This window comes from Pseudomonas sp. EA_35y_Pfl2_R111 (assembly GCF_963970955.1).
GTDB lineage: Bacteria > Pseudomonadota > Gammaproteobacteria > Pseudomonadales > Pseudomonadaceae > Aquipseudomonas.
The window spans coordinates 424,113-444,567 of sequence record NZ_CAXAOM010000002.1; the positions used below are offsets into that span (position 1 = coordinate 424,113).

The 20,455-nt window shown below is 56.4% G+C and carries 17 protein-coding genes and 1 pseudogene; 11 read left to right on the forward strand and 7 right to left on the reverse strand.

Annotation, left to right across the window (positions count from 1 at the left end):
* The first annotated feature begins 17 nt into the window (after positions 1–17).
* On the forward strand, positions 18–752 hold the full coding sequence (locus AACY25_RS10520) for a phosphoadenylyl-sulfate reductase (RefSeq protein ID WP_339524378.1): 735 nt from the start codon (positions 18–20) through the stop codon (positions 750–752).
* 68 nt (positions 753–820) lie between these two features.
* Here the strand turns inward: AACY25_RS10520 and AACY25_RS10525 are convergent, their stop codons facing one another.
* A complete protein-coding gene (locus AACY25_RS10525) occupies positions 821–1,102 on the reverse strand; it encodes a GNAT family N-acetyltransferase (RefSeq protein WP_339410836.1) in 282 nt (93 codons plus the stop codon).
* 484 nt (positions 1,103–1,586) lie between these two features.
* On the opposite strand from AACY25_RS10525, the gene oprI reads away from it, so the two are divergent.
* Positions 1,587–1,838, forward strand: coding sequence for an outer membrane lipoprotei OprI (gene oprI / locus AACY25_RS10530; protein ID WP_090242095.1), 252 nt, complete (start codon positions 1,587–1,589; stop codon positions 1,836–1,838).
* Positions 1,839–1,978: 140 nt separating this feature from the next.
* Here oprI and AACY25_RS10535 read toward each other — a convergent pair whose 3' ends face one another.
* From AACY25_RS10535 to AACY25_RS10545, 3 genes and pseudogenes are all read right to left on the reverse strand, one after another.
* A complete protein-coding gene (locus AACY25_RS10535; protein ID WP_339524994.1) occupies positions 1,979–2,932 on the reverse strand; it encodes a L,D-transpeptidase family protein in 954 nt (317 codons plus the stop codon).
* Between the two features lie 75 nt (positions 2,933–3,007).
* Positions 3,008–3,289 carry a hypothetical protein gene (locus AACY25_RS10540; RefSeq protein ID WP_339524379.1) on the reverse strand — a complete coding sequence of 94 codons (282 nt, stop codon included), beginning with the start codon at positions 3,287–3,289 and terminating at the stop codon, positions 3,008–3,010.
* A 58-nt stretch (positions 3,290–3,347) separates the two neighbouring features.
* Positions 3,348–3,635: pseudogene (locus AACY25_RS10545) on the reverse strand (arylesterase); the annotation flags it as partial.
* Positions 3,636–3,681: 46 nt separating this feature from the next.
* Between AACY25_RS10545 and AACY25_RS10550 the strand changes: the two are divergent.
* The 7 genes from AACY25_RS10550 (at position 3,682) to AACY25_RS21015 (ending at position 13,313) form a co-directional block, all read left to right on the forward strand.
* Positions 3,682–5,163 carry a site-specific integrase gene (locus tag AACY25_RS10550; RefSeq protein ID WP_339524380.1) on the forward strand — a complete coding sequence of 494 codons (1,482 nt, stop codon included), beginning with the start codon at positions 3,682–3,684 and terminating at the stop codon, positions 5,161–5,163.
* 542 nt (positions 5,164–5,705) lie between these two features.
* Entirely contained in the window at positions 5,706–6,452 is a 747-nt protein-coding gene (locus AACY25_RS10555) for a site-specific integrase (protein ID WP_339524381.1), read from the forward strand.
* The gene (locus AACY25_RS10560; RefSeq protein ID WP_339524383.1) at positions 6,449–6,643 is read left to right on the forward strand and encodes a hypothetical protein; all 195 of its coding nucleotides are present in this window, start codon (positions 6,449–6,451) and stop codon (positions 6,641–6,643) included. Before AACY25_RS10555 ends, AACY25_RS10560 begins: the two co-directional genes overlap by 4 nt.
* 147 nt (positions 6,644–6,790) lie before the next feature.
* Positions 6,791–6,946, forward strand: coding sequence for a YegP family protein (locus AACY25_RS10565; RefSeq protein ID WP_339524384.1), 156 nt, complete (start codon positions 6,791–6,793; stop codon positions 6,944–6,946).
* A 543-nt stretch (positions 6,947–7,489) separates the two neighbouring features.
* The gene (locus AACY25_RS10570; protein ID WP_339524385.1) at positions 7,490–8,485 is read left to right on the forward strand and encodes a hypothetical protein; all 996 of its coding nucleotides are present in this window, start codon (positions 7,490–7,492) and stop codon (positions 8,483–8,485) included.
* 102 nt (positions 8,486–8,587) lie between these two features.
* Positions 8,588–12,643, forward strand: coding sequence for a transglycosylase SLT domain-containing protein (locus AACY25_RS10575; protein WP_339524387.1), 4,056 nt, complete (start codon positions 8,588–8,590; stop codon positions 12,641–12,643).
* 196 nt (positions 12,644–12,839) lie between these two features.
* The gene (locus tag AACY25_RS21015) at positions 12,840–13,313 is read left to right on the forward strand and encodes an HNH endonuclease (RefSeq protein WP_445262148.1); all 474 of its coding nucleotides are present in this window, start codon (positions 12,840–12,842) and stop codon (positions 13,311–13,313) included.
* Between the two features lie 229 nt (positions 13,314–13,542).
* On the opposite strand, the gene AACY25_RS10580 is transcribed toward AACY25_RS21015, so the two are convergent.
* From AACY25_RS10580 to AACY25_RS10590, 3 genes are all read right to left on the reverse strand, one after another.
* On the reverse strand, positions 13,543–14,403 hold the full coding sequence (locus AACY25_RS10580; protein ID WP_339524388.1) for a hypothetical protein: 861 nt from the start codon (positions 14,401–14,403) through the stop codon (positions 13,543–13,545).
* Positions 14,404–14,492: 89 nt separating this feature from the next.
* Positions 14,493–16,223: an ATP-dependent nuclease gene (locus AACY25_RS10585; protein ID WP_339524390.1), complete on the reverse strand. Its 1,731-nt coding sequence runs from the start codon at positions 16,221–16,223 to the stop codon at positions 14,493–14,495.
* Positions 16,224–16,640: 417 nt separating this feature from the next.
* A complete protein-coding gene (locus tag AACY25_RS10590) occupies positions 16,641–17,246 on the reverse strand; it encodes an arylesterase (protein ID WP_339524392.1) in 606 nt (201 codons plus the stop codon).
* A gap of 10 nt (positions 17,247–17,256) precedes the next feature.
* On the opposite strand from AACY25_RS10590, the gene AACY25_RS10595 reads away from it, so the two are divergent.
* The gene (locus AACY25_RS10595) at positions 17,257–17,940 is read left to right on the forward strand and encodes an ABC transporter ATP-binding protein (protein WP_275962556.1); all 684 of its coding nucleotides are present in this window, start codon (positions 17,257–17,259) and stop codon (positions 17,938–17,940) included.
* Positions 17,940–20,438: an ABC transporter permease gene (locus AACY25_RS10600; protein WP_339524404.1), complete on the forward strand. Its 2,499-nt coding sequence runs from the start codon at positions 17,940–17,942 to the stop codon at positions 20,436–20,438. Before AACY25_RS10595 ends, AACY25_RS10600 begins: the two co-directional genes overlap by 1 nt.
* Positions 20,439–20,455: the final 17 nt, after the last annotated feature.

Sequence of the window (20,455 nt, forward strand, 5' to 3'; positions counted from 1 at the left end):
ACTAGGAATTCAGCCCGATGAGCCACCCCTTCGATGTAGCCGAGCTGGCGGCAACTTACGCCAACAAATCGCCACAGGACATTCTCAAACTTGCCTTCGAACATTTTGGCGACGATTTGTGGATTTCCTTCAGCGGTGCCGAAGACGTGGTACTGGTGGATATGGCCTGGAAGCTCAACAAAAACGTCAAGGTCTTCAGCCTCGACACCGGCCGCCTGCATCCCGAGACCTACCGCTTTATCGACCAGGTACGCGAGCATTACGGCATTAGCATCGAAGTACTCAGCCCCGACGCCGCAGCACTGCAAGCGATGGTCAAGGAGAAAGGCCTGTTCAGCTTCTACAAGGATGGCCATGGCGAGTGCTGCGGCATCCGCAAGACAGCCCCGCTACGCCACAAGCTTGCCACCGTAAAGGCCTGGGCCACCGGCCAGCGCCGTGACCAGAGCCCGGGCACACGCAGCCAGGTTGCCGTGGTAGAAATCGACGGTGCCTTTTCTACTGCCGACAACACCCTGTACAAGTTCAACCCGCTGGCGCAGATGAGCAGCGAAGACGTCTGGGCCTATATCCGCATGCTGGAACTGCCCTACAACGGCCTGCATGAACGCGGCTTTATCAGCATCGGTTGCGAGCCCTGCACGCGCCCAGTACTGCCGAATCAGCACGAGCGCGAAGGCCGCTGGTGGTGGGAGGAAGCCACGCAGAAAGAGTGCGGCCTGCATGCCGGCAATCTAATCACCAAAATCTGATACCGATGATGTAAGAACAGATATAAAAAAGGCCAGTCATTGACTGGCCTTTTTCTTTTGCGCATCACTCAGCTCTTATCCGCAGGGCGCTGACGGCGCACCATATAACGCTCGACGTAGGAGCACGAAGGAATCACCGTATAGCCCAGCCGCTCGGCATACTGCAGGGCATGCTCGGTCAACTCCGCTGCAATCCCACGCCCACGTAACGAATTGGGCACAAAGGTGCGATAGATATCCAGGGTTTGCTTCCCGAGATCCATATATGCCAGGTACGCCCGATCACCATCCACAGTGGTCTCGAATTGATGGCCTGCCAGGTCATGGTGAATGGACAACGCCTCGCTCATCGCAACTCCTCTATCAACTCATGCAACCCGCCCTTGGCTTTCAGCAACGGGTTACAGCGTCTTGTACCTGCTTAGTTGTAGCCAATTGTCATGAGCTTATCAGGCCAAAACCTGCGAGGCCACGCGAATCAATGGCTTAGGTCACAGGCAGAGGCATTTCAACGCGTGCGTAACCCAAGCCTTGCACGTCTGAGCAATGCATATAGATCCAGCGTTCTTTAATAAATCACACGTGAGAATTTCGACTACTTATCAAAGTGACAGAACACACTGCGCAAAGAGCTGCCAGCCACCCCAGAACTGACTGTTTTTTAACCAAAAAATGAACCACATTCAGGCAACAGTAGAGCAAATAGAAAAAAAACTGCACGGCTTGCCTTGCCTCCGTTTACTTACTACAAGTTACAGGTAGTATGTACGCCGGCTAATTTCCTACTATCAGGAAATTGCTTTTATGGAAAAACTCCACCTCAAGGGGAACACGATGAACAACGTTCTGAAATTCTCTGCTCTGGCATTGGCCGCAGTTCTGGCTACCGGTTGCAGCAGCATGTCCAAAGAAACTGAAGCTCGCCTGACTGCAACTGAAGATGCAGCTGCTCGCGCTCAAGCCCGTGCTGACGAAGCCTACCGCAAGGCTGATGACGCTATGGCCGCTGCTCAGAAGGCTCAGCAAACTGCTGACGAAGCCAATGAGCGCGCTCTGCGTATGCTGGAAAAAGCCAGCCGCAAGTAATAGCTCACAAGGCTATGAAAAGCCGGCCCAGTTTCTGGGTCGGCTTTTTTATTGGCCAAAAAAAGAATTACCAGCCAATGAATTGATAATAAAAAACCCGTCAGCGATTACGCATAACGGGTTTTTGAAACAAACGAAAGTCAGATAGCAGGCTCAGTCGCCACCATAACCTGATCAGGTTGAACAATTTCAACCGGCAAACCATCTTCAGCAGCTACCACTTCACGCAGCATGTCCCAATCCAGACGCAGATCAGCGAATTGATCATTTTTCAGCAGCGCATTGATCACTGCGGTGTGCTTATCGACGACCGAAGCATCACCGGAATCATCCAGCGGTGCATGTGCCTCCAAATAGACCTTACCGCCACTGCGGCCAAACTTGTAAGGCTCGTTGATAATGCGCACCGAGGTGCCCACAGAAACCATCGAAGCCAACTTCAGTACGTTGTGGTTGAGCATACGGAAGCAGCCATGGCTAACCCGCATACCGATACCGAATTTCTTGTTTGAACCATGAATCAGGTAACCCGGCACTGACAGGCCAAGCTTGTAGGGCCCCAGTGGATTATCCGGGCCTGGCGGTACATAAGCTGGCAACGGATCACCTGCAGCCGCATGCTCTGCAAGAATCGATTTCGGCGGCGTCCAGCCCGGGTTCGGTGTCTTGGCAGTAATGCGCGCATCGGCAACCGGCGAGCTCCAGCCCTCACGTCCAATACCCAACGGATAGGTGTAAACCACATCACGCCCTTTTGGGTAATAGTACAGACGGTACTCGGCGAGATTGATCACCACCCCCTCACGCGGGCCAGGCGGCAGGATATAGCGAGTCGGCAAAATGATCTCGGTACCTTCACCCGGCAACCACGCATCAACACCTGGATTGGCCACGACCATTTCCAGATACCCCAGATCATTGACCACCCCAAGATCGGCGAAGGTATCTTCATACTTGGCCTGGATCACCTGCACTTCGCCAACGATATCCTCGCCCGGCGGCGGCAAAGGAAATTCAAGCGCATTGGCAGACGCTACCGCGAAGAGAGCGGCAAGCGGCAGGCAGCGGGTGACGGCAAGGGCACGCGACAACATCCGGATATTCCTGACGAAAATGGTTGGTAAATGTAAGCGGCGATTGTACACCGATTGATCAGCGGCTTGGATAGCTCAACGCCCCGGTAATGCTGGACGATCACCGCGCTTCTGCGCCTCAAGGGTTGCCCGACACGCCGGACATAAACGCTTATCACGCAGCATCGTCTTATCCAGATCGCGCCACACCGGTTGAGCGGGCAATAACCCCCCGCATAACGTTCGATCGGCAAACTGTCCCAACTCGAGCTGACGCACCAATAGATGCACGCGCACTTCTCGGCAGGCGAACAGGTCAAGCTGCTCGTCTGGCTCGATCAGTTGGTAAGCATGCAAGGACCAGGCAGGGCGCGGCATTGAGGGCTCCAGTGCGGGGCCGCCACATTAGCCGAAAGGCAGGTTACAGAAAAGCCTGTCAGAGCAAAGGTTTTAGGGTCGGCCAGACGTTATCCAGCAGCTTGGGTTGCGCTACGGCAGCAGGGTGAAGACCGTCGCTCTGCATCATCGCAGGCACGCCACCTACGCCTTCCAGCACGAAAGGCACCAGGGCAGTGTCGTACTCCTGCGCCACCTTGGGGAACACCTCAGCGAACGCCGTGGTGTAACGCACACCGTAATTCGGTGGTAGCTGCATACCCAGGATCAGCACCTTGGCACCTTTTTGCTGCGATGCCTGCACCATGGTCGCAAGGTTTTGTTGCAATCCCTCTTGAAGGAAAGGAACCCCATAAATTCAAGGGTTCCAGACGATGACCACTCAGCAGCATGCCAAAAGCGTTAGAAATCTGTTAGAAAACGCCCCGCCCAAACTGGCCACCCAACTGGCGAAGCCTTGGCACTACAGACGCAACGGACGCTATTACCTCCGCTTCCGCCCCAAAGGCCGACCGTTCGTCACCTTCACCCTCTCTCTTCGCACTACTGACCGGACCACTGCAATGGAACTCTCGAAGGACATCCTCCGGGCTCTCGCCGTCTTTCACCTCGATCAGCCTCAAGCAACCTGGGACGAGCTGAAGGCGCAGCTTATCGTGATCGCTGAGGAATGCCTGTCGATGGCACACGGTGATGAGTCGTTGATTGCCTACAGCATGATCTACGACGAAGTTAGGTCTGCCCTGGCTCAAGGAAGCGCTAAGGCATCCCTGAATGTGGACCAGCAGCGCGCATTAGGTGTCGGCCAGCAGATACTCAGGGCCGCCCAAGCCCGCCTGCATGGTCAGCCAGACGCACTTGTAGAGATCATTGACCAACTCAATGAAAGAGGCGCCAGTGATAGCCAAGTCCTTGCTTCCCCGTCCCTATCTGTAGGACCCACTAAGGAACCGCTTAGTTGGGACTCGCTGTCTGACCTCTACATGGCCGAGCGTGGCATTAACCTTAAGCCCAACACCCGGAAATCCATGCTGACCAATTACAAGGTCATCAGTGAAGCCTTCATGGCCATCGGCGTGTCTGACCTGAGGAAACACACGCGGGAGGACCTAACAGCTCTTCGGGCAAAGCTCCTTGAGGGTCGTGCAGAGTCCACCGTAAACAACTTGATTCAGAAGCTGACCACAGTGCTGACCTGGGCAGTCGATAACGACAAGCTGGCTAAGGCTTATGCATCGAAGCTGAAGATCACCAAGGACGCAGAGAGCAAGCGGGAAGCGTTCACACGGCCCCAGGCGATTACCCTGATGGAGCACACCGGGACTCTGCCGGCTGACTCCTGGGAGCGCTGGGCGCTGTCCTTGGCGATCATCACAGGGGCTCGTGTCGGAGAGATTGCCTACCTGACCAAGGCCGACATCAAACAGGTCGATGGGCTCTGGTGTATCGACATCAACGAAAACGATCCCGGTAAGTCGATCAAGAACAAACACAGCGCCCGCATGGTCCCGCTTGTAGATGGTGCCCTTGGGTTCGACCTTGGAGCATTCCTTCAGGCTGTCGAGGCTAACGCCCTGCCCTCTGCTCATGGCATTGCCCCTTGGAAAGCCAGCAAGGTGCTTAACCTGCGCATCCAGAAGGCCCTTGGGACTGTCGCTGGCGGTGACCAGACACTTCATTCACTGAGACACCACTTCGCCTCCTCCATGCAGGCCGCTGGGGTTCCGGTAGCTTTCGCACAGGCGGTCACCGGGCACTCCTCGGGGACGATCACCTATGGCACCTATGGGTCAGGCATTCCGATTCAGAAGGCATACGAAGCGATTCAGCAGGCTCTCATGGGGGCAGCGCAATGAATTCTTTCGTCACAGTAAGCGCTGAAGCTGCGGCACTAAGGGCCAGCTATGACGCTGAAGGGATGTCCAATCCAATCGGCATATTCATCTGCCCACACTGTCATCAAGCTGCTGATGTTGAATATGAAGCCCCCCACCTCGACTTCCCCAGCGGTAAGCGCGGATACATTGGTGGCAGTGATTTCGTGGACGCAGCTCGGTGCTTTCGATGCAGCGGGGTGTCTTATTGGGTGATGGATGACTTTGATTTACATGACGGACTGGACTGGCGGGACTTCCCCAGGACTCTGCTATGGCCGCGCGGCGAGCACCTGCCACCATCGCAAAGAGTAACGCCCGCTGAAGCCCCTGTAGAGGATCAGAATGCCCCTACAGCTGGGCTCACCTTCAGCCACTTATCGACCCTGTACCTTGCAGAGCAGGCTGATCAGTTAAAGCCAGCGTCACTGCGGGATATGAAGAGCTGCTGCAAGACTCTAACGGCGGCACTCACTGACCCTAACGGCCACGAGCTGGACCTAAGGACCCACACTCGGGAGGATATGACCAAGCTGAAGGCCACACTGATGGAGGGCCGCAAGCCGCTCACAGTGAACAAGCTGCTCACCCGTATATCCACGATCTTTACCTGGGCGGTGAACAGTGGGTATCTCGAAAAGACCTACAACAAGGGCCTGAAGATCAGCAAAGGCGCTGAGAGCGACCGTAAGGCGTTCTCCCCTGAGCAGGCTAAGAAGGTGATGTCCGCCATGGGTCAACTCCCAGAAGACTCGTGGAAGCGCTGGGCGATGTCCATTGGGGTCATCACTGGGGCTCGCATCGGGGAGGTCTACCAGTTGACCAAGGAGGATGTCCGTAAGGTAGGCGACACGGTTGTCATCGACCTCAACGAGACCGGGAACAAGTCCCTGAAGAACAAGCACTCGAAGCGCCTTGTGCCTCTCGTGGATGGGGCCTACGGGTTCGACCTGAAGGCTTTCCTTGGGTACGTTGAGTCATGCCCTGACAAGTTGTTTGATCGTACAAGCCACAACTTCACTCGGGTTCTCAATGAGACCCTGAGGGACATCCTTGATCTGGAGTCTGGTGAAGGCTTGACGTTCCACTCCCTGCGGCACTCCCTGGCTTCCTTGATGAAACACCACGGGATCCAAGTTAGCATCGCCCAGGACATCCTTGGGCACAGCTCCCAGACGATCACCTTCGACCTCTATGGGGGCGATATGCGTCTGGCTATTGGGAAACTCGAAGATGCTCTCAAGGAGTCCTTCGAGGTGGCTACCGTATGATTCAAGACACTTTAGGTAACCGGCTGCTGGCCCTGGCGGACATCCTGATCAAAGGCGTTTCGTTTCTGCTGGTGCTCTTCCTGATTCTCTTAATGATCATCGGGGCACCCATGACAATGCTTGGGGGCGTTGCCATGCTCACCGCCGTTATCAACTGGCCGCTGATGGCCTACAGGCAGAGGCGTAGGTGACTGAACAAAAAAAGATGGCAATATGCCTTGAAAATGCCATCACGTGCCCCCATAAACATCTTGCACGTTGAATGTTCATCGTGTGGCCATGATGTCTCTCCAACACGGAAGAAGTTGGCACTATCATCCAAACCTGAGGTAGTGAACATGGATAAATGGGAATTTTATACAGACTCGAGTGGCGAGCACCGCTGGCGGCGCACAGCACCGAATGGCCGGATTGTCGGCGCTTCGAGCCAGGGTTATGCAAACCGTTCCGATTGCGTAGCTAACGCGCAGCGCAATGGTTACACAGGGTCATAACCGCCGTTACACAGGGGATAGCTTGCAATGTATCCCCTATTGGCATCGAGCTGGACATCCTGACCGGCCACCCAGCGCACGACGTCCTGTTCATCGCTACGCCGGTAGCAGGGCAGCGGGTCTCAAGGACGCCAGTTACGCATCCTGCACCTTCGCTAAACAGGCCACCAATGGCCACGCAATCCAGGCTGGTGTGTTAAATAGGTCTTGGGAATCCCTCAAGCCTCTCAAATTCCGCCTTCAGAAAACCTCTTGGCTCTTCACAGAAGCCGCCACCTACAGATGCTCCTCCGGGGTCACACCCCGCAGTCCGATCCCTTTCATAAGTGGGTCACAGAGGTAGTGCTTCCGTCCATCCGCAAGACTGGGAAGTTTGACGTGAACGAGGCCCAGGACAAGGAGTCCTTGTAGCTCGCAGGAAAGTTCGCTGCTGAATGCATAGATCACAGGATTCAAGGGCTGAGTGCTGCGATCTTGAAAGAAAAACATGAAGCTAAAGAGTGATTAATGAAAGCCAAGACGATTATCACGAGGGAAGTTTAAGTGCAAAGCACAAATGAAATATTCCAAAAAAACCTCGATGAAATCGCACTATCTTTGATCAATACATTTGGCTTGAAATTCAAACAAGAAGAAGCACATTTAAGCTCCCCCTTACTTAGATGGCTCGATTTTAGATGTCGCTATGTTGACCCTATACCTCGACCCGTGGCGTACTCTTGTAAATTCCCTAAGGTCAATCTTCCTGCATGTGCGGCATCGGGCTTGGCTTCGCTGGTGGCAAAATTTAAGTCCGGGGAGAATGTTAATCCATACCAAGGCAGAGGGTTAGTTCTTAGGAATGACATCAGCGCTTCCAAGCGGCATACCAGAACCGACCTGTTATATGCCGATTGGAATCTCCTACACTTCCACTTGAGCAATGAACCTATCCCACCTGGACAGTTCTTCTCTAAACCATCCGACTACCTCGCCTTCTGTCTGGTGGGCAGCAATGTGGCCGCTGTCGTAGACGTCCTGCCACACCCAGATCGCTCTGGGTTTGCTAATACTGAGCTGTTTGAGACTATGGCAAAATCTTGGCCTGCCTATATTGAGCAATTTAGACTCAAAGGAATCTCTGGTGAGAGGGAGCTGTCCACCTTGGATATTAGCCAGATGAGAGAGGCTGGACTTAGCACATTTAGCCAGTACAACGGAAAGCTATATATGAGCCCAGGTGGGGGAATCACATCGGCCGCAACTCCTTTGCGATTAAATGACATTCACAGCCATCTAAGAAGGAATGTTCATGCGCTCGCCACAATGATTGACGACCCTACTGGGCAAGTCAGAACAACCCCCCGAATTCAACAAATCTACGCACCTGACTTTTCCCTTAACTTAGATTCGTTAGGGCTTTCTGTACGAGAGAATATTAGCCAGACTCACTTCATTATTAAAAAACCGGAAGTGGGAGGAATGATCACATGGCAGGAGGAAATAAGCGATGCACTTTCTCCTCAATGGGCTATAGATGCTTTATCTAAAGCCTCCTAAAGATTAGAGCCGTCTCGAACTATGTACTTGTACTGACGATCAATAGCTGATCGACAAAACCCCTCACTGGAAGACAACTCAATGTTTCCCAGGAGGAAAACCATGAAACAGTTCAACGACTACGCCAAGGTCAAAGCCGAGGGAGGTCCTTATGACTCCCTGATTCAGACCGCAGCAGCAAACCACGGGGTCTCCTACGACCTCCTGCACAAGCAGCTCTTCAAGGAGTCCTCATTCAATCCAAACGCCAAGAGCCCAACGGGACCTCGTGGCATCGGGCAATTCACTAAGGCCACCGGGCTTGCCTACGGCCTGGAGCATGATGAGGACTTCTACAACCCAGAGAAGTCCATCGACGCAGCTGCTCGGCACATGCGCGACAACATCAAGATTGCTGGTGGTGACGAACTCAAAGCCCTCCTTCTGTACAACCAGGGCGGGGGCCGAGTGGGCCGCAAGCAACTCGAAGCGTATGACCGTGGGGACTTCACTGGGGTCTCCCAGGAGGGACTGGGCTACCTTCAGGCTCTTATGGATGTCACCAACACCGGCAAGAAGGCTGAGCTGGATGCCTTCGTAAAGCCAGACGGCGGGTTTGAGGCTCCCGCTGGCATTGAAGCAACACCCAAGGCTGTCCCAGGGAATGTCCCCGACACCTTCGCCTCCTTCGACTTGGCCGGTCAGGACGTAGCACCTAAGGCGACACCGTTTGCCCAGGAGCTGTACGAAACCACCGGGAAAACCAGTGATGAAGACCAAGGGTTCTTCGAGGGGGCCGGTAACAACGCCTCCGTGGAACTCAAGACCTCAGTGCTCGGCATGATGATTCGTGCAGTGAACGAGGCCCCACCTGAAGCTGACTTTATACAGACCTACACGGTCGTTCAGGACCTGTTCAACGATCCGTTCGACCTGGGGCGACTCAGTGACTGGCAGGATGAGGACTACGACAAGCTGCGTTCCTCGGGCCTGGACCCTCAGTATTACGATGTGGTCCTCCGGGGCTATCGCCGCAACTTCGACCAGAACCTGGCTCTCGCTATGGAGAACCAGCGGATGGCAGAGACAACCCAGGGTGATCGCCTTGGGGCCTCTCTCGTGGGTGGTGGTGCCGGGATGCTCGGTGATCCCTATTCCCTCGTGAATCCCGCTAAGGGTGCAGCGGGAAACCTGGGGGCTCGCCTGTTGGGTGGTGCGGTTGCTGGTGGTGCCATCGGTGGCCTATCGGAACACAACACAGCCAAGGTGTCAGGCCGTGAGGAGCACCTTGGGATGGCTATCGCTGGGGGCGCTGCCTTCGGCGGTACGCTTAATGGTCTCCTCGGGGCTCGTCCTAATAGCCGAGCATCGTGGGACCTACCGGATGACGACTTGGCTCCCGTGGATGCCGCTGAGTTTGCTCCGATTGACTTCATGGCCCCGCACGACCTCCAGTCCCTTCTAAATGGCACGACACAACGCCTACAAAGCCGCGAACAAGCGCGCCTGAAGGGCCTGGATGAAGACCCCGCAGCAATGCCCTTCCGTGAAGATGAAGAGGTCAAGCGAAGCGCCTCCGGGGATTATCTGGATGTCCCCTGGGACCCGGACGCAACTCGCACCCTGGACGGTTCAATCCACAGCGGTGGGAGTCCGATCAACCCGAAGACCATCGAGGAGTTCACTGAGCTGCATAAGGGGGATGACCGAGCAGCATGGGGCGTTCACCTCGGAGACATCACAGAGATCGGCCTACGCCTCGGCTCATCGGAGAACCCTGAAAGACGCGCACTGGCGGCTGACCTCTTCAGGTCATCCACTGGCTATCAGGATGGCTCCAGTGGGAAGTTCGGAGCGACTGCCTCGGACATCTCTGAGCGACTGCGCAGCCAGGACAACGTGGTTCACAACAAGCTGGCCGAAGGTTTCGATGAGGCCCTGAAGGACCCCTTCTGGCGTGGCCAGCGGATGTCCAAGGGTGCTAAGCACGAGCTGATCAGTCGGCGCGTAGTGGAGGCCCTGGAGTCCCAGCAGCCGGCCAAGTTGTCCCCACCGGAGATGAAGCTACTGGAAGAGCTGCGCACCCACATGAACCAAAAGTGGGACTACATCAGCAACCCAGCGCAGTTCGGAGACCTCCGGGCGAAGGCCCTACTGGAGGACACTCGGCACTTTTCCACGTACTTCCCTCAGCGCTACAGCTCTGCGGCGAAGTCCCAGGCAGTCCAGCGGTTCGGTGGTGAGGAAGGCTTGCAGCAGGCCATCGCTCACTCGTGGATGGCTTCTTATATGTCCCGACCTCATGTTCGTCAGCGGGTGGACAAGATGATTCAGGAAGGTTTCGAGAAGGCCAACAAGGGCAAGCTGGACGCCAAGCCAATGACCCCGGAGCAACTTCGGGAGGCCGTTGAGAAGTACGCCAACGACAAGGCTTACGGCATCAGCAACTCCGACCGCTTCACGGCTAACTCGCTTGTAGAGGAGCACCTGAAGGATGGCGCTGGTCTGGAGAACAACGACTACCTCGAAGCGCGGAACCTATTCGACTCCGATATGCAGGTCCAAGCACCTGACGGTGGGATGTTCTCTGTGAACGACCTAAGGGACTTCAACCTCCTACGGGTGGTCCCGCAGTACGACCGCAGGGTGAACGGTGACATCGCCATTATGGGCGGCACCGGGAAGTCCACGCAGGAGCTGAAGAACCTCGTCAACGGGATGCGCCAAAAGGCAGGCCCAGGTAAGGACACACTGGAGACTGACGCTCTACTCGATGCGATCAAGATGTTCACCGGGCGTGCTCGGAGAGACCCTGATGGTGTCTGGGCGACCTTCGCTCGGTCCCTGAACGATGTTGGCTTTATGACGAAGAACGCCTACATGGGCGCTCAGAACATCACTGAGGCCGCTTCGTTGATCGTTAAGGGCCACCAGCGGATGCTCCTAAAGGGCGTCCCTTTGCTCAAGCAGTGGACCACGGCTAAGGCCGAGCTGGCACCAGAGGACATCAAGCAGATGCACGGCTTGCTATTCGGACGGGAACTGGACGATCTCATTCGGCCAGAGCGCCAGGACATCGTGGACAACCTTCGCCAGAACAGCAGCGAGATAGGCGCTCAGGTCGCAGGTGGCGTTAAGTACGCCACTCAGGAACTCTCGGCTCGCTCACCGTTCACTTGGTTGCTCAGGGAATCCGGCAACTACCTCATGGATGCTGGCCGCCAGGGTGCCCTCGTGGACCTTATCGACCACACGCTGAATGGCAAGGTAACTGACTTGTTCAGCCCTGAGCGTCTGCGCTCTGCCTCGGTGTCCCCTGAGCAATTTAAGGGGATTCAGGACCTGATCAAGGCCCACTTCAAGCAGGACCGCAAGTCAGGCAAGTGGCGCATTCAGAACTCCGAAGGGCTGGCCTCGGATGTCCGTTCTATGGACCTCTACCGGCTTGGGGATCGTGTGGCTGATGAATCCATGCTGCGTCCCCACAAGATGTCCTTTGCGCCCTCCAAGCAGTACGGGGCGGGCTGGGCGATGGCCCTTCAGTTCAAGATGTTTGTCCTGAGGAGTCTCAATGGCCGCATGGCCCGTGGCTGGATGGAGGCAACCCGCAATGGGCAAGTCCTCGATCAGACCATGCAAGTGCTTGTCTCGGTGGGTTTGGCCACTGCGTTCTATGCCGCAAGTGCCCACACGAAAGCCTTGGGACTGCCTGAGCGAGCCCGTGAGAAGTATCTGGAGAAGGCCCTGAGCCCAAGCATGATGGCCTATGCGGCGATCTCAAGGAGTTCCCATGTGGGTGCTCCGCTGGGCGTGGCGAACTTCATCAGCGCACCTCTGGGGTTCGATCAGGCGGCCATGTTGCGGACCTCTATTCTCCCGCGAGAAAAGCGAGAGCAGCAGGCCGGCCGAGCGATCAAGTACAACCCGCTTCAGTCCGACCTCGTTAGCGGTTTCGTCGGGGGCGTAGCAGAGCAAATCCCAGCGGCTAACGTCGCAGCACATGGGGTCCAAGCTGGCTACTCAGCGATCAACCTGATGGGAGATCAACCCCGAGCCGACAAGCAGGGCCACATGACGGGGCTCTGGAATGCCCTTCGCCAATTCGTACCTAATGACCCGCTAAGCCAAAGTCTGATGCAGCGCCTTGCTGAGGACCAGGGCGTAGACCGGGTTCGGTGACAGCTTCCTGATGAATGCCGTGGGTAATCTATCTGGGTAACCCACGGTATTGGCGGGAACCCAGCACACAACATGCTGTGCCACGCCAACTATTAGACCACAACATATAGCCCCTCACTTTAAGGAAACCACACCATGCATAAATGAAGGAGCCACATTGAAAACGATCAAACCACTCCCACCGATGGCAGAGCTTATGAACTGCTTCCGCATCGACTCTACGGCCCCCAGCGGGCTTGCACGAATAGGCTCCCCTGGACGCAAGCCCGGAAAGCTCGGGGCCACTGGCGGAATCGGCTCAGACGGGTACTGGCGGGTGAACCACCGAGGTTCCAGCTACCGAGTCCATCGCATCATCTGGGCGCTCGGAAATGGACGGGACCCTGGAGAGCTACTGGTAGACCACCGAGATGGGGACCCACTGAACAACTGCACGGGCAACCTACGCGCATGCACAGATGCGGAGAACTTGCAGAACAAGCGATCACCTGGGAGAAGGTCCAGCAACGGCTTGCCAAAGTGCATCACAAAACAGGGCAGCCGTTACATTGTCCGGATCATGGCGAACGGGGTACGTGAAGAGGTCGAGCTTTTAAACCTCAAAGCGGCCACGCAGTACGCCAAGCAGCGGCGCGCCGAGCTTCACGGGGAGTTCGCCCGAAACGACTGAGACCCTGCAAAAGTCCTCACTAATAGGGGGGCCCCTTAGGTTACTTCTTAAAGTTCCTCTTCCTGCCTTCTCTTGGTTGCCACGTGAGATGGTCAGTTTCTCCATGGGCTGATCATCTTCATTGACCACTACCCTCACCCGTCGCTGGGCACTCCATTAACACAGCCTTCCGATTGCTCCTCGGCCAACCGCACCTGGGAGGAACGTTAGCCTGTCTGACGGACTCCACTCACGATAACGCTGGGGAAAAACTGGCGTGAATGGCGGCACGCTGACTTTGCTCTACATTCGGGAGATGCCCCTTCAGCCAAATTAGAACATCCCACATCCCCATTTGGCCAAAGCTCCAAACAAGCAGACCAAAGCGCTCATCGCCCTCATATTTCCTGATCAGTTTCTTAGCTTCCGGCACTGGAATTGAGCGCCCGAGCTTAGCGAGGACGTAGCAGTACGAGACCCCGTCTATCGCGGCCAGCTCTTTCAGAACTGCTGGTTCGGCTTCGGCTATTCGCAAAAACAAACGTGAAACCATCCAGCCTTCGGACAATTGAGGTAGCAGCTCATCTTTCAACGAGAAGAGCATTTCAACCGGCAGAAGCTTCACCAAAAGCCAAGAGCACTCCCGATCACGAAACTCCCTCCAAGCGGTAATCAGACGATCCAGCATTGGCTCCGCTTCATGCGCCATGGCCTTATAAGCCCTTCTCCGGAGCCCTACGTAACGAGAGTGAAGGAACGTCAAGTAGACGTCATGCTTTAGGTCCATGGGGAGCGCGGGCAGTAGAGAAGACAATGAAAAACCTATCCCTTGTCTGGTGCGCCCATTTGAGACGGCGAGTGCCGTAATGAGGTGCCCGATTAACTCACGGTGAACGGGAAGAATCTCTTTCTCCACGTCCTGAACTACTTTCTTTAAGGCCGCATTTCGGAGCTTTGAAGACCTACCTGCCTCAACCCGTAACAACTCAGCGGCTTCCTCAGGCGCAAGGCAATGAGCAAAGGCTGCGATCAACCCAAAGTCATAAGGGGAATCCATATCTGCAGCCATTAAGGCTAAGGCGGATATACGCACGGGGGACACAACGATCATCGAACTGATCCCAACCTGTAGCAAAATTGTGCTGCCCCTAATCGATGGAAAGAGGACAGGCAAAGTGTTAGCAAAAACCTTAAGACAAGCTATTTGAGTCCAAGGTTAAGTGCATCCGAAAAAACCTTTCGCAAGGTTACTAACTTCTCTACAGGAATTTGTTGAGTTTCAAGGGGCTTCAGTATCTCAACAGGTTTTTTGTCATCACGCTCTGGCAACTGCAATCCGAGAAACGACTCCATGCACCCTGGCAACAGCTCCGGCTCTGCCAACCTATTGGAACCCGCCAGATTTTTAAGCATCTCGTTGATCGCCTTGTGATGATTCTTGTCGTTGTCGTCATCGAGGATTAGGCCATAAGGGATCGAGAAGCCTTCGAGCAAAGCGATAAATCGATGAAAATTGTACTTCCCGAAAACATCTATAACGCTTATCCGATGGGGCGTTAGATCATGCCAATCTCGGGCAAGAAGGTATGTGAAAAGAGCTTTTTCTGTAGCGCCTTCTACAAGCAAAACTCTATCGGCGAAAAACATTGAGGAACGATCGGAGTCAAGCCATAACTGATAACGGAAACGTTCTTCTTGCGATGCAACCTCTTGATCAGTAGGGGCGCTCTTAATGAGCGTCCGAGCATCTTTTTTCTTCTCTTCTCCCACTGCGATCTCATTTACAAACGCTTCCAGCGCCAACACTAAGCCTCCGCCGGCCCCTAACACCTGACTAAGGTCACACCGTTGAATTTGAGATGCAGTGGAAATTCCTTTAGCCCGGTGAGATCGAACTATCTGACATAAGTCATCAGCGGCTTTTCCAACAAAAACCGGCGAATGAGTAGTAATTATGACTTGTGAGGCCACCCCGGAACCGAGTCGACGTAGGTGGTAGGCCATATTTTCCTGCTGGCTGGGATGCAAGAATGCTTCTGGTTCCTCGAACAAAATCAGCGTGAAATCCGGATCAAACTCTTTTTTATCCCCCTTTTTGGCATCCACGAAAGAAGGTGCAAGCTTGATCAGCTCATAAAGAAACGAGCGCTGAAAGCCATGCCCATAACGCTCAAGCGCGAATACGGTGTCGCCAAGCATTGCATCTACAAATCCATGCCTCACGAGGCTCTTAGTGATTTCCTCAGGGGAAATGGGATTTACGCCCATATCAAACTTAATGCCCCAATGCTCTATGGCCTGATTGATGGGCTTAGATATTTTCGACAGAAATCCCTGATCACCTCGTGCTTCTTCATTTAGCTGCCCGAAGGCGGTCTCTAAACCCTTGTAGGCTGCACTGCCTGATACGAGTTGCTTAAACATAAAATTGAGCATATCCCGCAGGGGGGAAGGCCCAGAGGTCTTCATCTGCTCTGTAGCCGTAGTCAGCGCAGGGATGTAGATCAGTTGGCCGACCTTGGCCGTACTTATGTTCTTCGCACCGTAGAACATTTCTTTTTCAGGATTATCCCCAATGATCGCGTGAATGTTGCTCTGGTTGGCCTTCACTTCAATCACTGCCGAAGCAAAATACCGTCTTACAGCCAGTAACCGCTCCCCACCATCAACCTTGTACTTATCAGCGAGCCCCTCCCATTCGACCTCATCAAGCAGGAAAGTGAGTTCAACCCAAGACTCGCCATCAGCCGCTCCTACCTTAGGGACGTCTTCGGAGGAAAACTTAATATCCTCATAGAAAACGCGCAAAGCCGCGAGGATGTTGCTTTTCCCCGCGTTATTGGCACCCACGATCATTGTGTAGTCTTGCGTTTCAATATCGGCGTCTATTACTGATCGGAAGTTATGAATCTTTAAGCGCCGCAGCTTCATCTCGATGTCCTTGATGTGATTAGGGCTTCCAAACCTACTGGCACGGCTCCCTCGAATCCGTTCCAACGCTCAGCGTAGCAATACTCTTTTGCCATCACCAAAAACCGTCCCTGAGAGATGAGGTAAGGCCAGAAATTGTTTGGGGGGACGGAAGAAGGAGGTCTGTCAGCAGGCGGCGATTTCAAGAGGCCGGCTCACGGATGTCTTTTAGAATTTGGGCCAAAAATCTGAGCACCCTTACCAATAGGAAACCCAGCCAGATTACCCCCCAGGCCCACCCTCAACGGCATGCCAGGAACACCCGCCCCAGAGCCCTTGAGTGTTAGAAAGATGTTCAACGTTTGTTAGAAAAACCTGTTGACGCACTCAGGGAGGCACCCGCTAAGATGCCACCTCCTGACCTTCATTAGGACAGCATCAGAGCAAAGGTTTTAGGGTCGGCCAGACGTTATCCAGCAGCTTGGGTTGCGCCACGGCAGCAGGGTGAAGGCCATCGTTCTGCATCATTGCAGGCACGCCACCTACGCCTTCCAGCACGAACGGCACCAGAGCGGCGTCATGCGCCTGCGCCACCTTGGGATACACCTCAGCGAATGCCGTGGTGTAGCGCACGCCGTAGTTAGGCGGTAGCCGCATGCCCAGGATCAGCACCTTGGCGCCTTTTTCCTGCGATGCCTGCACCATGGCCGCAAGGTTTTGTTGCAATTGCGCAGGTGGCTGACCACGCAGGCCATCGTTGCCTCCCAACTCGATAATCACCAGCTCCGGCTGATGCTCTGCAAGCAGCGCAGGCAGCCGTGCGGCACCGCCTGCACTGGTATCGCCACTGATCGAAGCATTGACCACCTGATGATTAAAACCCTCCTCGACCAGGCGCTTTTCCAGCAAAGCGACCCAACCCTGGCGGGTATCCAGGCCAAAAGCCGCGCTGATACTATCGCCGACGACCAGTACGGTACCCGCAAACGCCGCCGGCCCCCACAGCAGCAGGCTCAGGGCAGTACCGATCAACCACTTACGCATTGGATTCTCCATGAGCTCAAGTATTCTCACCGCGCGAAACCTTAGCAAAGTGGTCCCCAGCACGGAAGGCGAGCTAACCATACTCCATGATCTGTCGCTGGAGCTTGTATCCGGTGACAGCCTGGCGATTGTCGGCAGCTCCGGCTCGGGCAAATCCACCCTACTCGGCCTGCTCGCCGGGCTCGATCTGCCCAGCAGTGGCAGCGTGGTGCTGGCTGGCAACGACCTGGCCAGCCTGGATGAAGATCAGCGCGCGCGTGTTCGTGCCGAGCACGTTGGCTTTGTCTTTCAGTCCTTCCAGTTGCTCGACAGTTTGAATGCCCTGGAAAACGTCATGCTGCCACTGGAGCTTGAGGGCCATGCCGATGCCCGCCAGCGTGCCCGAGCCCTGCTTGAGCGCGTCGGCCTGGGCCAACGCCTGACCCATTACCCACGCCAGCTGTCAGGCGGTGAACAGCAACGCGTGGCCATCGCCCGTGCCTTTGCCGCCGAGCCAGCGGTGCTGTTTGCCGACGAGCCCACCGGCAACCTCGACAGCCATACCGGTGAGCGCATCAGTGATCTGTTGTTCGAGCTGAACAAGGAGCGCGGCGCGACCCTGGTGCTGGTCACCCATGACGAGCGCCTGGCGCACCGCTGCCAACGCCTGATCCGTCTGGAGGGCGGCCACCTGGTCGACCACGTGGAACCCTGATGAATCATCTGCCGTTTACCCGCCTGCTCTCCCTCGCCAGCCGCCAATTGCTGCGTGATGCCCGCGCTGGCGAGCTGCGTGTGCTGTTTTTCGCCTTGCTGATCGCGGTCGCCGCCAGCACGGCCATCGGTTATTTCAGCGCACGCCTGAATGACGGCATGCTGCTGCGCGCCACCGAATTTCTCGCCGCCGACCTGCGCCTGACCGGCAGCTCGCCCAGCACACCCGAGCAGATCAGCAGTGGCAAACAACTAGGGCTGGAACACGCGCAGCTGGTCGAATTCTCCAGCGTGGTGGCCAGCGATGCCGGCATCCAGCTGGCCAGCGTCAAAGCAGCGGACAACGCTTATCCACTGCGCGGTGAACTGAAGAGTGCCGCTGCGCTGTACGACACCGAACACACTGGTCCCGGTCCGCAGCCCGGCGAAGCCTGGGCCGAGGCACGCTTATTTGTCGCGCTTAACCTCAAGCCAGGCGATAGCGTGGAAGTCGGCGCAAAAACCCTACGTCTGACCCGCGTATTGACCTTTCTCCCGGACGAAGCCGGCGACTTCTATAGCCTGACTCCACACCTGTTGATGCACCTGGATGACCTCGCCGCCACCGGCGTTGTGCAGCCGGGCAGCCGCGTGCGTTATCAGGAGCTGTGGCGCGGTGAGGCTGATGCCTTGGCGCAGTATCGTCAGGGAATTACCCTCGCCCCCAACCAGCGCCTGGAAGACGCCAAAGATGGCAATCGTCAGGTCGGCAGCGCCCTGGGCCGCGCCGAACGCTATCTGAACCTCGCCAGCCTGGCCGCCGTGCTGCTGGCCGGGGTTGCGGTGGCCTTGTCGGCGGCACGCTTTGCCGCCAGGCGTTTCGATGCCAGCGCACTGCTGCGCTGCCTGGGGCTGTCCCGCAACCAAGCACTCGGCCTGTTTAGCCTGCAGCTGGCGCTGCTAGGCATTACCGCCAGCCTGATCGGCGCATTGCTAGGCTGGCTGGCTCAGCTGGCACTGTTCAATATGCTGCAGGACCTACTCCCAGCGCAGATTCCCCCTGGCGGCCTGTGGCCCGCGCTGGCAGGTATGGCCACCGGCCTTGTGGCGCTGGCCGGTTTCGCCCTGCCGCCGCTGGCCGCGCTGGGCCGTGTGCCGCCGTTGCGAGTTCTGCGTCGCGACCTGTTGCCGGTGCCGGCCAGTTCCTGGCTGGTGTATGGCGCAGCCTTGCTGGCACTCGGCCTGATCATGTGGCGCTTGAGCCTCGACCTGCAGCTGACCTTCGCCCTACTCGGCGGCGGCCTGGTAACCGCATTGCTGCTGGGCGGCCTGCTGCTACTCGGCCTGCAGAGTCTGCGCCGCATGCTGGCCGGCGCTTCATTGCCCTGGCGGCTGGGCCTGGGCCAATTGCTGCGTCACCCACTGGCGGCAGCCGGACAGTCGCTGGCGTTTGGCCTGATCATTCTGGCCATGGCGCTAATCGCCTTGCTGCGTGGCGAACTGCTCGACACCTGGCAGGATCAGTTGCCCGAAAATGCGCCAAACCACTTCGCCCTGAATATCCTGCCGGCAGACAAGGACGCCTTCGCCGCTCGCCTTAATGAACTATCACCGCACCCCGCACCATTGTTCCCCGTGGTGCCCGGTCGACTGGTGATGATCAATGGCGAGCCGGTACGGCAGATCGTCAGCAAGGAATCCCAGGGCGAGCGCGCGATTCGCCGCGACCTAAGTCTGACCTGGGCTGCCGATTTGCCGGCAGACAATAAACTCATCGCTGGGAGCTGGTGGACGGATGCCAATACCAGAGAGTTGCCAGGCGTATCGGTGGAGTCTGAGCTGGCCGAAAGCCTGCAATTGAAGCTGGGCGATCGCCTGAGCTTCAGTGTCGGCGGGCTTAACCGCGACGCAGTGGTCAGCAGCCTGCGCGAAGTCGACTGGAACAACTTCCAGCCCAACTTCTACATGATCTTCCAACCTGGCACCCTGCAGGACCTACCGGTCACCTACCTGACCAGCTTCTACCTGCCGCCGCAGCACGAAAAGCAACTGGTTGAACTGTCGCGCGCCTTCCCGGCCGTGACGTTGCTACAGGTCGAAGCGCTGTTGGCGCAACTGCGCAGCATCCTTGCCCAGGTCACCTTGGCCATCGAGTTCGTCCTGCTGTTCGTCTTGGCGGCGGGGCTTGCCGTGCTGTTCGCGGGACTGCAGTCCACGCTGGATGAGCGCATCCGCCAGGGCGCGCTGCTGCGGGCCCTGGGTGCCGAACGCAAACTGCTGATCAAGGCGCGCCGTGCCGAGTTCGGCCTGCTTGGCGCATCAAGCGGACTGCTCGCGGCCTTTGGCTGTGAGCTGATCAGCTTCCTGCTCTACCGCTTTGCCTTCGACCTCACCTGGCAGCCGCATCCCTGGCTGCTCTTGCTGCCTTTGATCGGTGCGCTGCTGGTAGGTACGGCTGGCGTTCTCGGTACTCGCCGCGCCTTGAATATCAGCCCGCTGACGGTGCTGCGCGAGGGCTGATAGACTCGCGCACCACT

Excerpts from the sequence above, each read along its gene's own strand:
- AACY25_RS10520 (WP_339524378.1), top strand. The coding sequence starts at position 18 with ATGAGCCACCCCTTCGATGTAGCCGAGCTGGCGGCAACTTACGCCAAC.
- AACY25_RS10525 (WP_339410836.1), bottom strand. The coding sequence starts at position 1,102 with ATGAGCGAGGCGTTGTCCATTCACCATGACCTGGCAGGCCATCAATTC.
- oprI (WP_090242095.1), top strand. The coding sequence starts at position 1,587 with ATGAACAACGTTCTGAAATTCTCTGCTCTGGCATTGGCCGCAGTTCTG.
- AACY25_RS10535 (WP_339524994.1), bottom strand. The coding sequence starts at position 2,932 with ATGTTGTCGCGTGCCCTTGCCGTCACCCGCTGCCTGCCGCTTGCCGCT.
- AACY25_RS10540 (WP_339524379.1), bottom strand. The coding sequence starts at position 3,289 with ATGCCGCGCCCTGCCTGGTCCTTGCATGCTTACCAACTGATCGAGCCA.
- AACY25_RS10550 (WP_339524380.1), top strand. The coding sequence starts at position 3,682 with ATGACCACTCAGCAGCATGCCAAAAGCGTTAGAAATCTGTTAGAAAAC.
- AACY25_RS10555 (WP_339524381.1), top strand. The coding sequence starts at position 5,706 with ATGACCAAGCTGAAGGCCACACTGATGGAGGGCCGCAAGCCGCTCACA.
- AACY25_RS10560 (WP_339524383.1), top strand. The coding sequence starts at position 6,449 with ATGATTCAAGACACTTTAGGTAACCGGCTGCTGGCCCTGGCGGACATC.
- AACY25_RS10565 (WP_339524384.1), top strand. The coding sequence starts at position 6,791 with ATGGATAAATGGGAATTTTATACAGACTCGAGTGGCGAGCACCGCTGG.
- AACY25_RS10575 (WP_339524387.1), top strand. The coding sequence starts at position 8,588 with ATGAAACAGTTCAACGACTACGCCAAGGTCAAAGCCGAGGGAGGTCCT.
- AACY25_RS21015 (WP_445262148.1), top strand. The coding sequence starts at position 12,840 with ATGAACTGCTTCCGCATCGACTCTACGGCCCCCAGCGGGCTTGCACGA.
- AACY25_RS10580 (WP_339524388.1), bottom strand. The coding sequence starts at position 14,403 with ATGATCGTTGTGTCCCCCGTGCGTATATCCGCCTTAGCCTTAATGGCT.
- AACY25_RS10585 (WP_339524390.1), bottom strand. The coding sequence starts at position 16,223 with ATGAAGCTGCGGCGCTTAAAGATTCATAACTTCCGATCAGTAATAGAC.
- AACY25_RS10590 (WP_339524392.1), bottom strand. The coding sequence starts at position 17,246 with ATGCGTAAGTGGTTGATCGGTACTGCCCTGAGCCTGCTGCTGTGGGGG.
- AACY25_RS10595 (WP_275962556.1), top strand. The coding sequence starts at position 17,257 with ATGAGCTCAAGTATTCTCACCGCGCGAAACCTTAGCAAAGTGGTCCCC.
- AACY25_RS10600 (WP_339524404.1), top strand. The coding sequence starts at position 17,940 with ATGAATCATCTGCCGTTTACCCGCCTGCTCTCCCTCGCCAGCCGCCAA.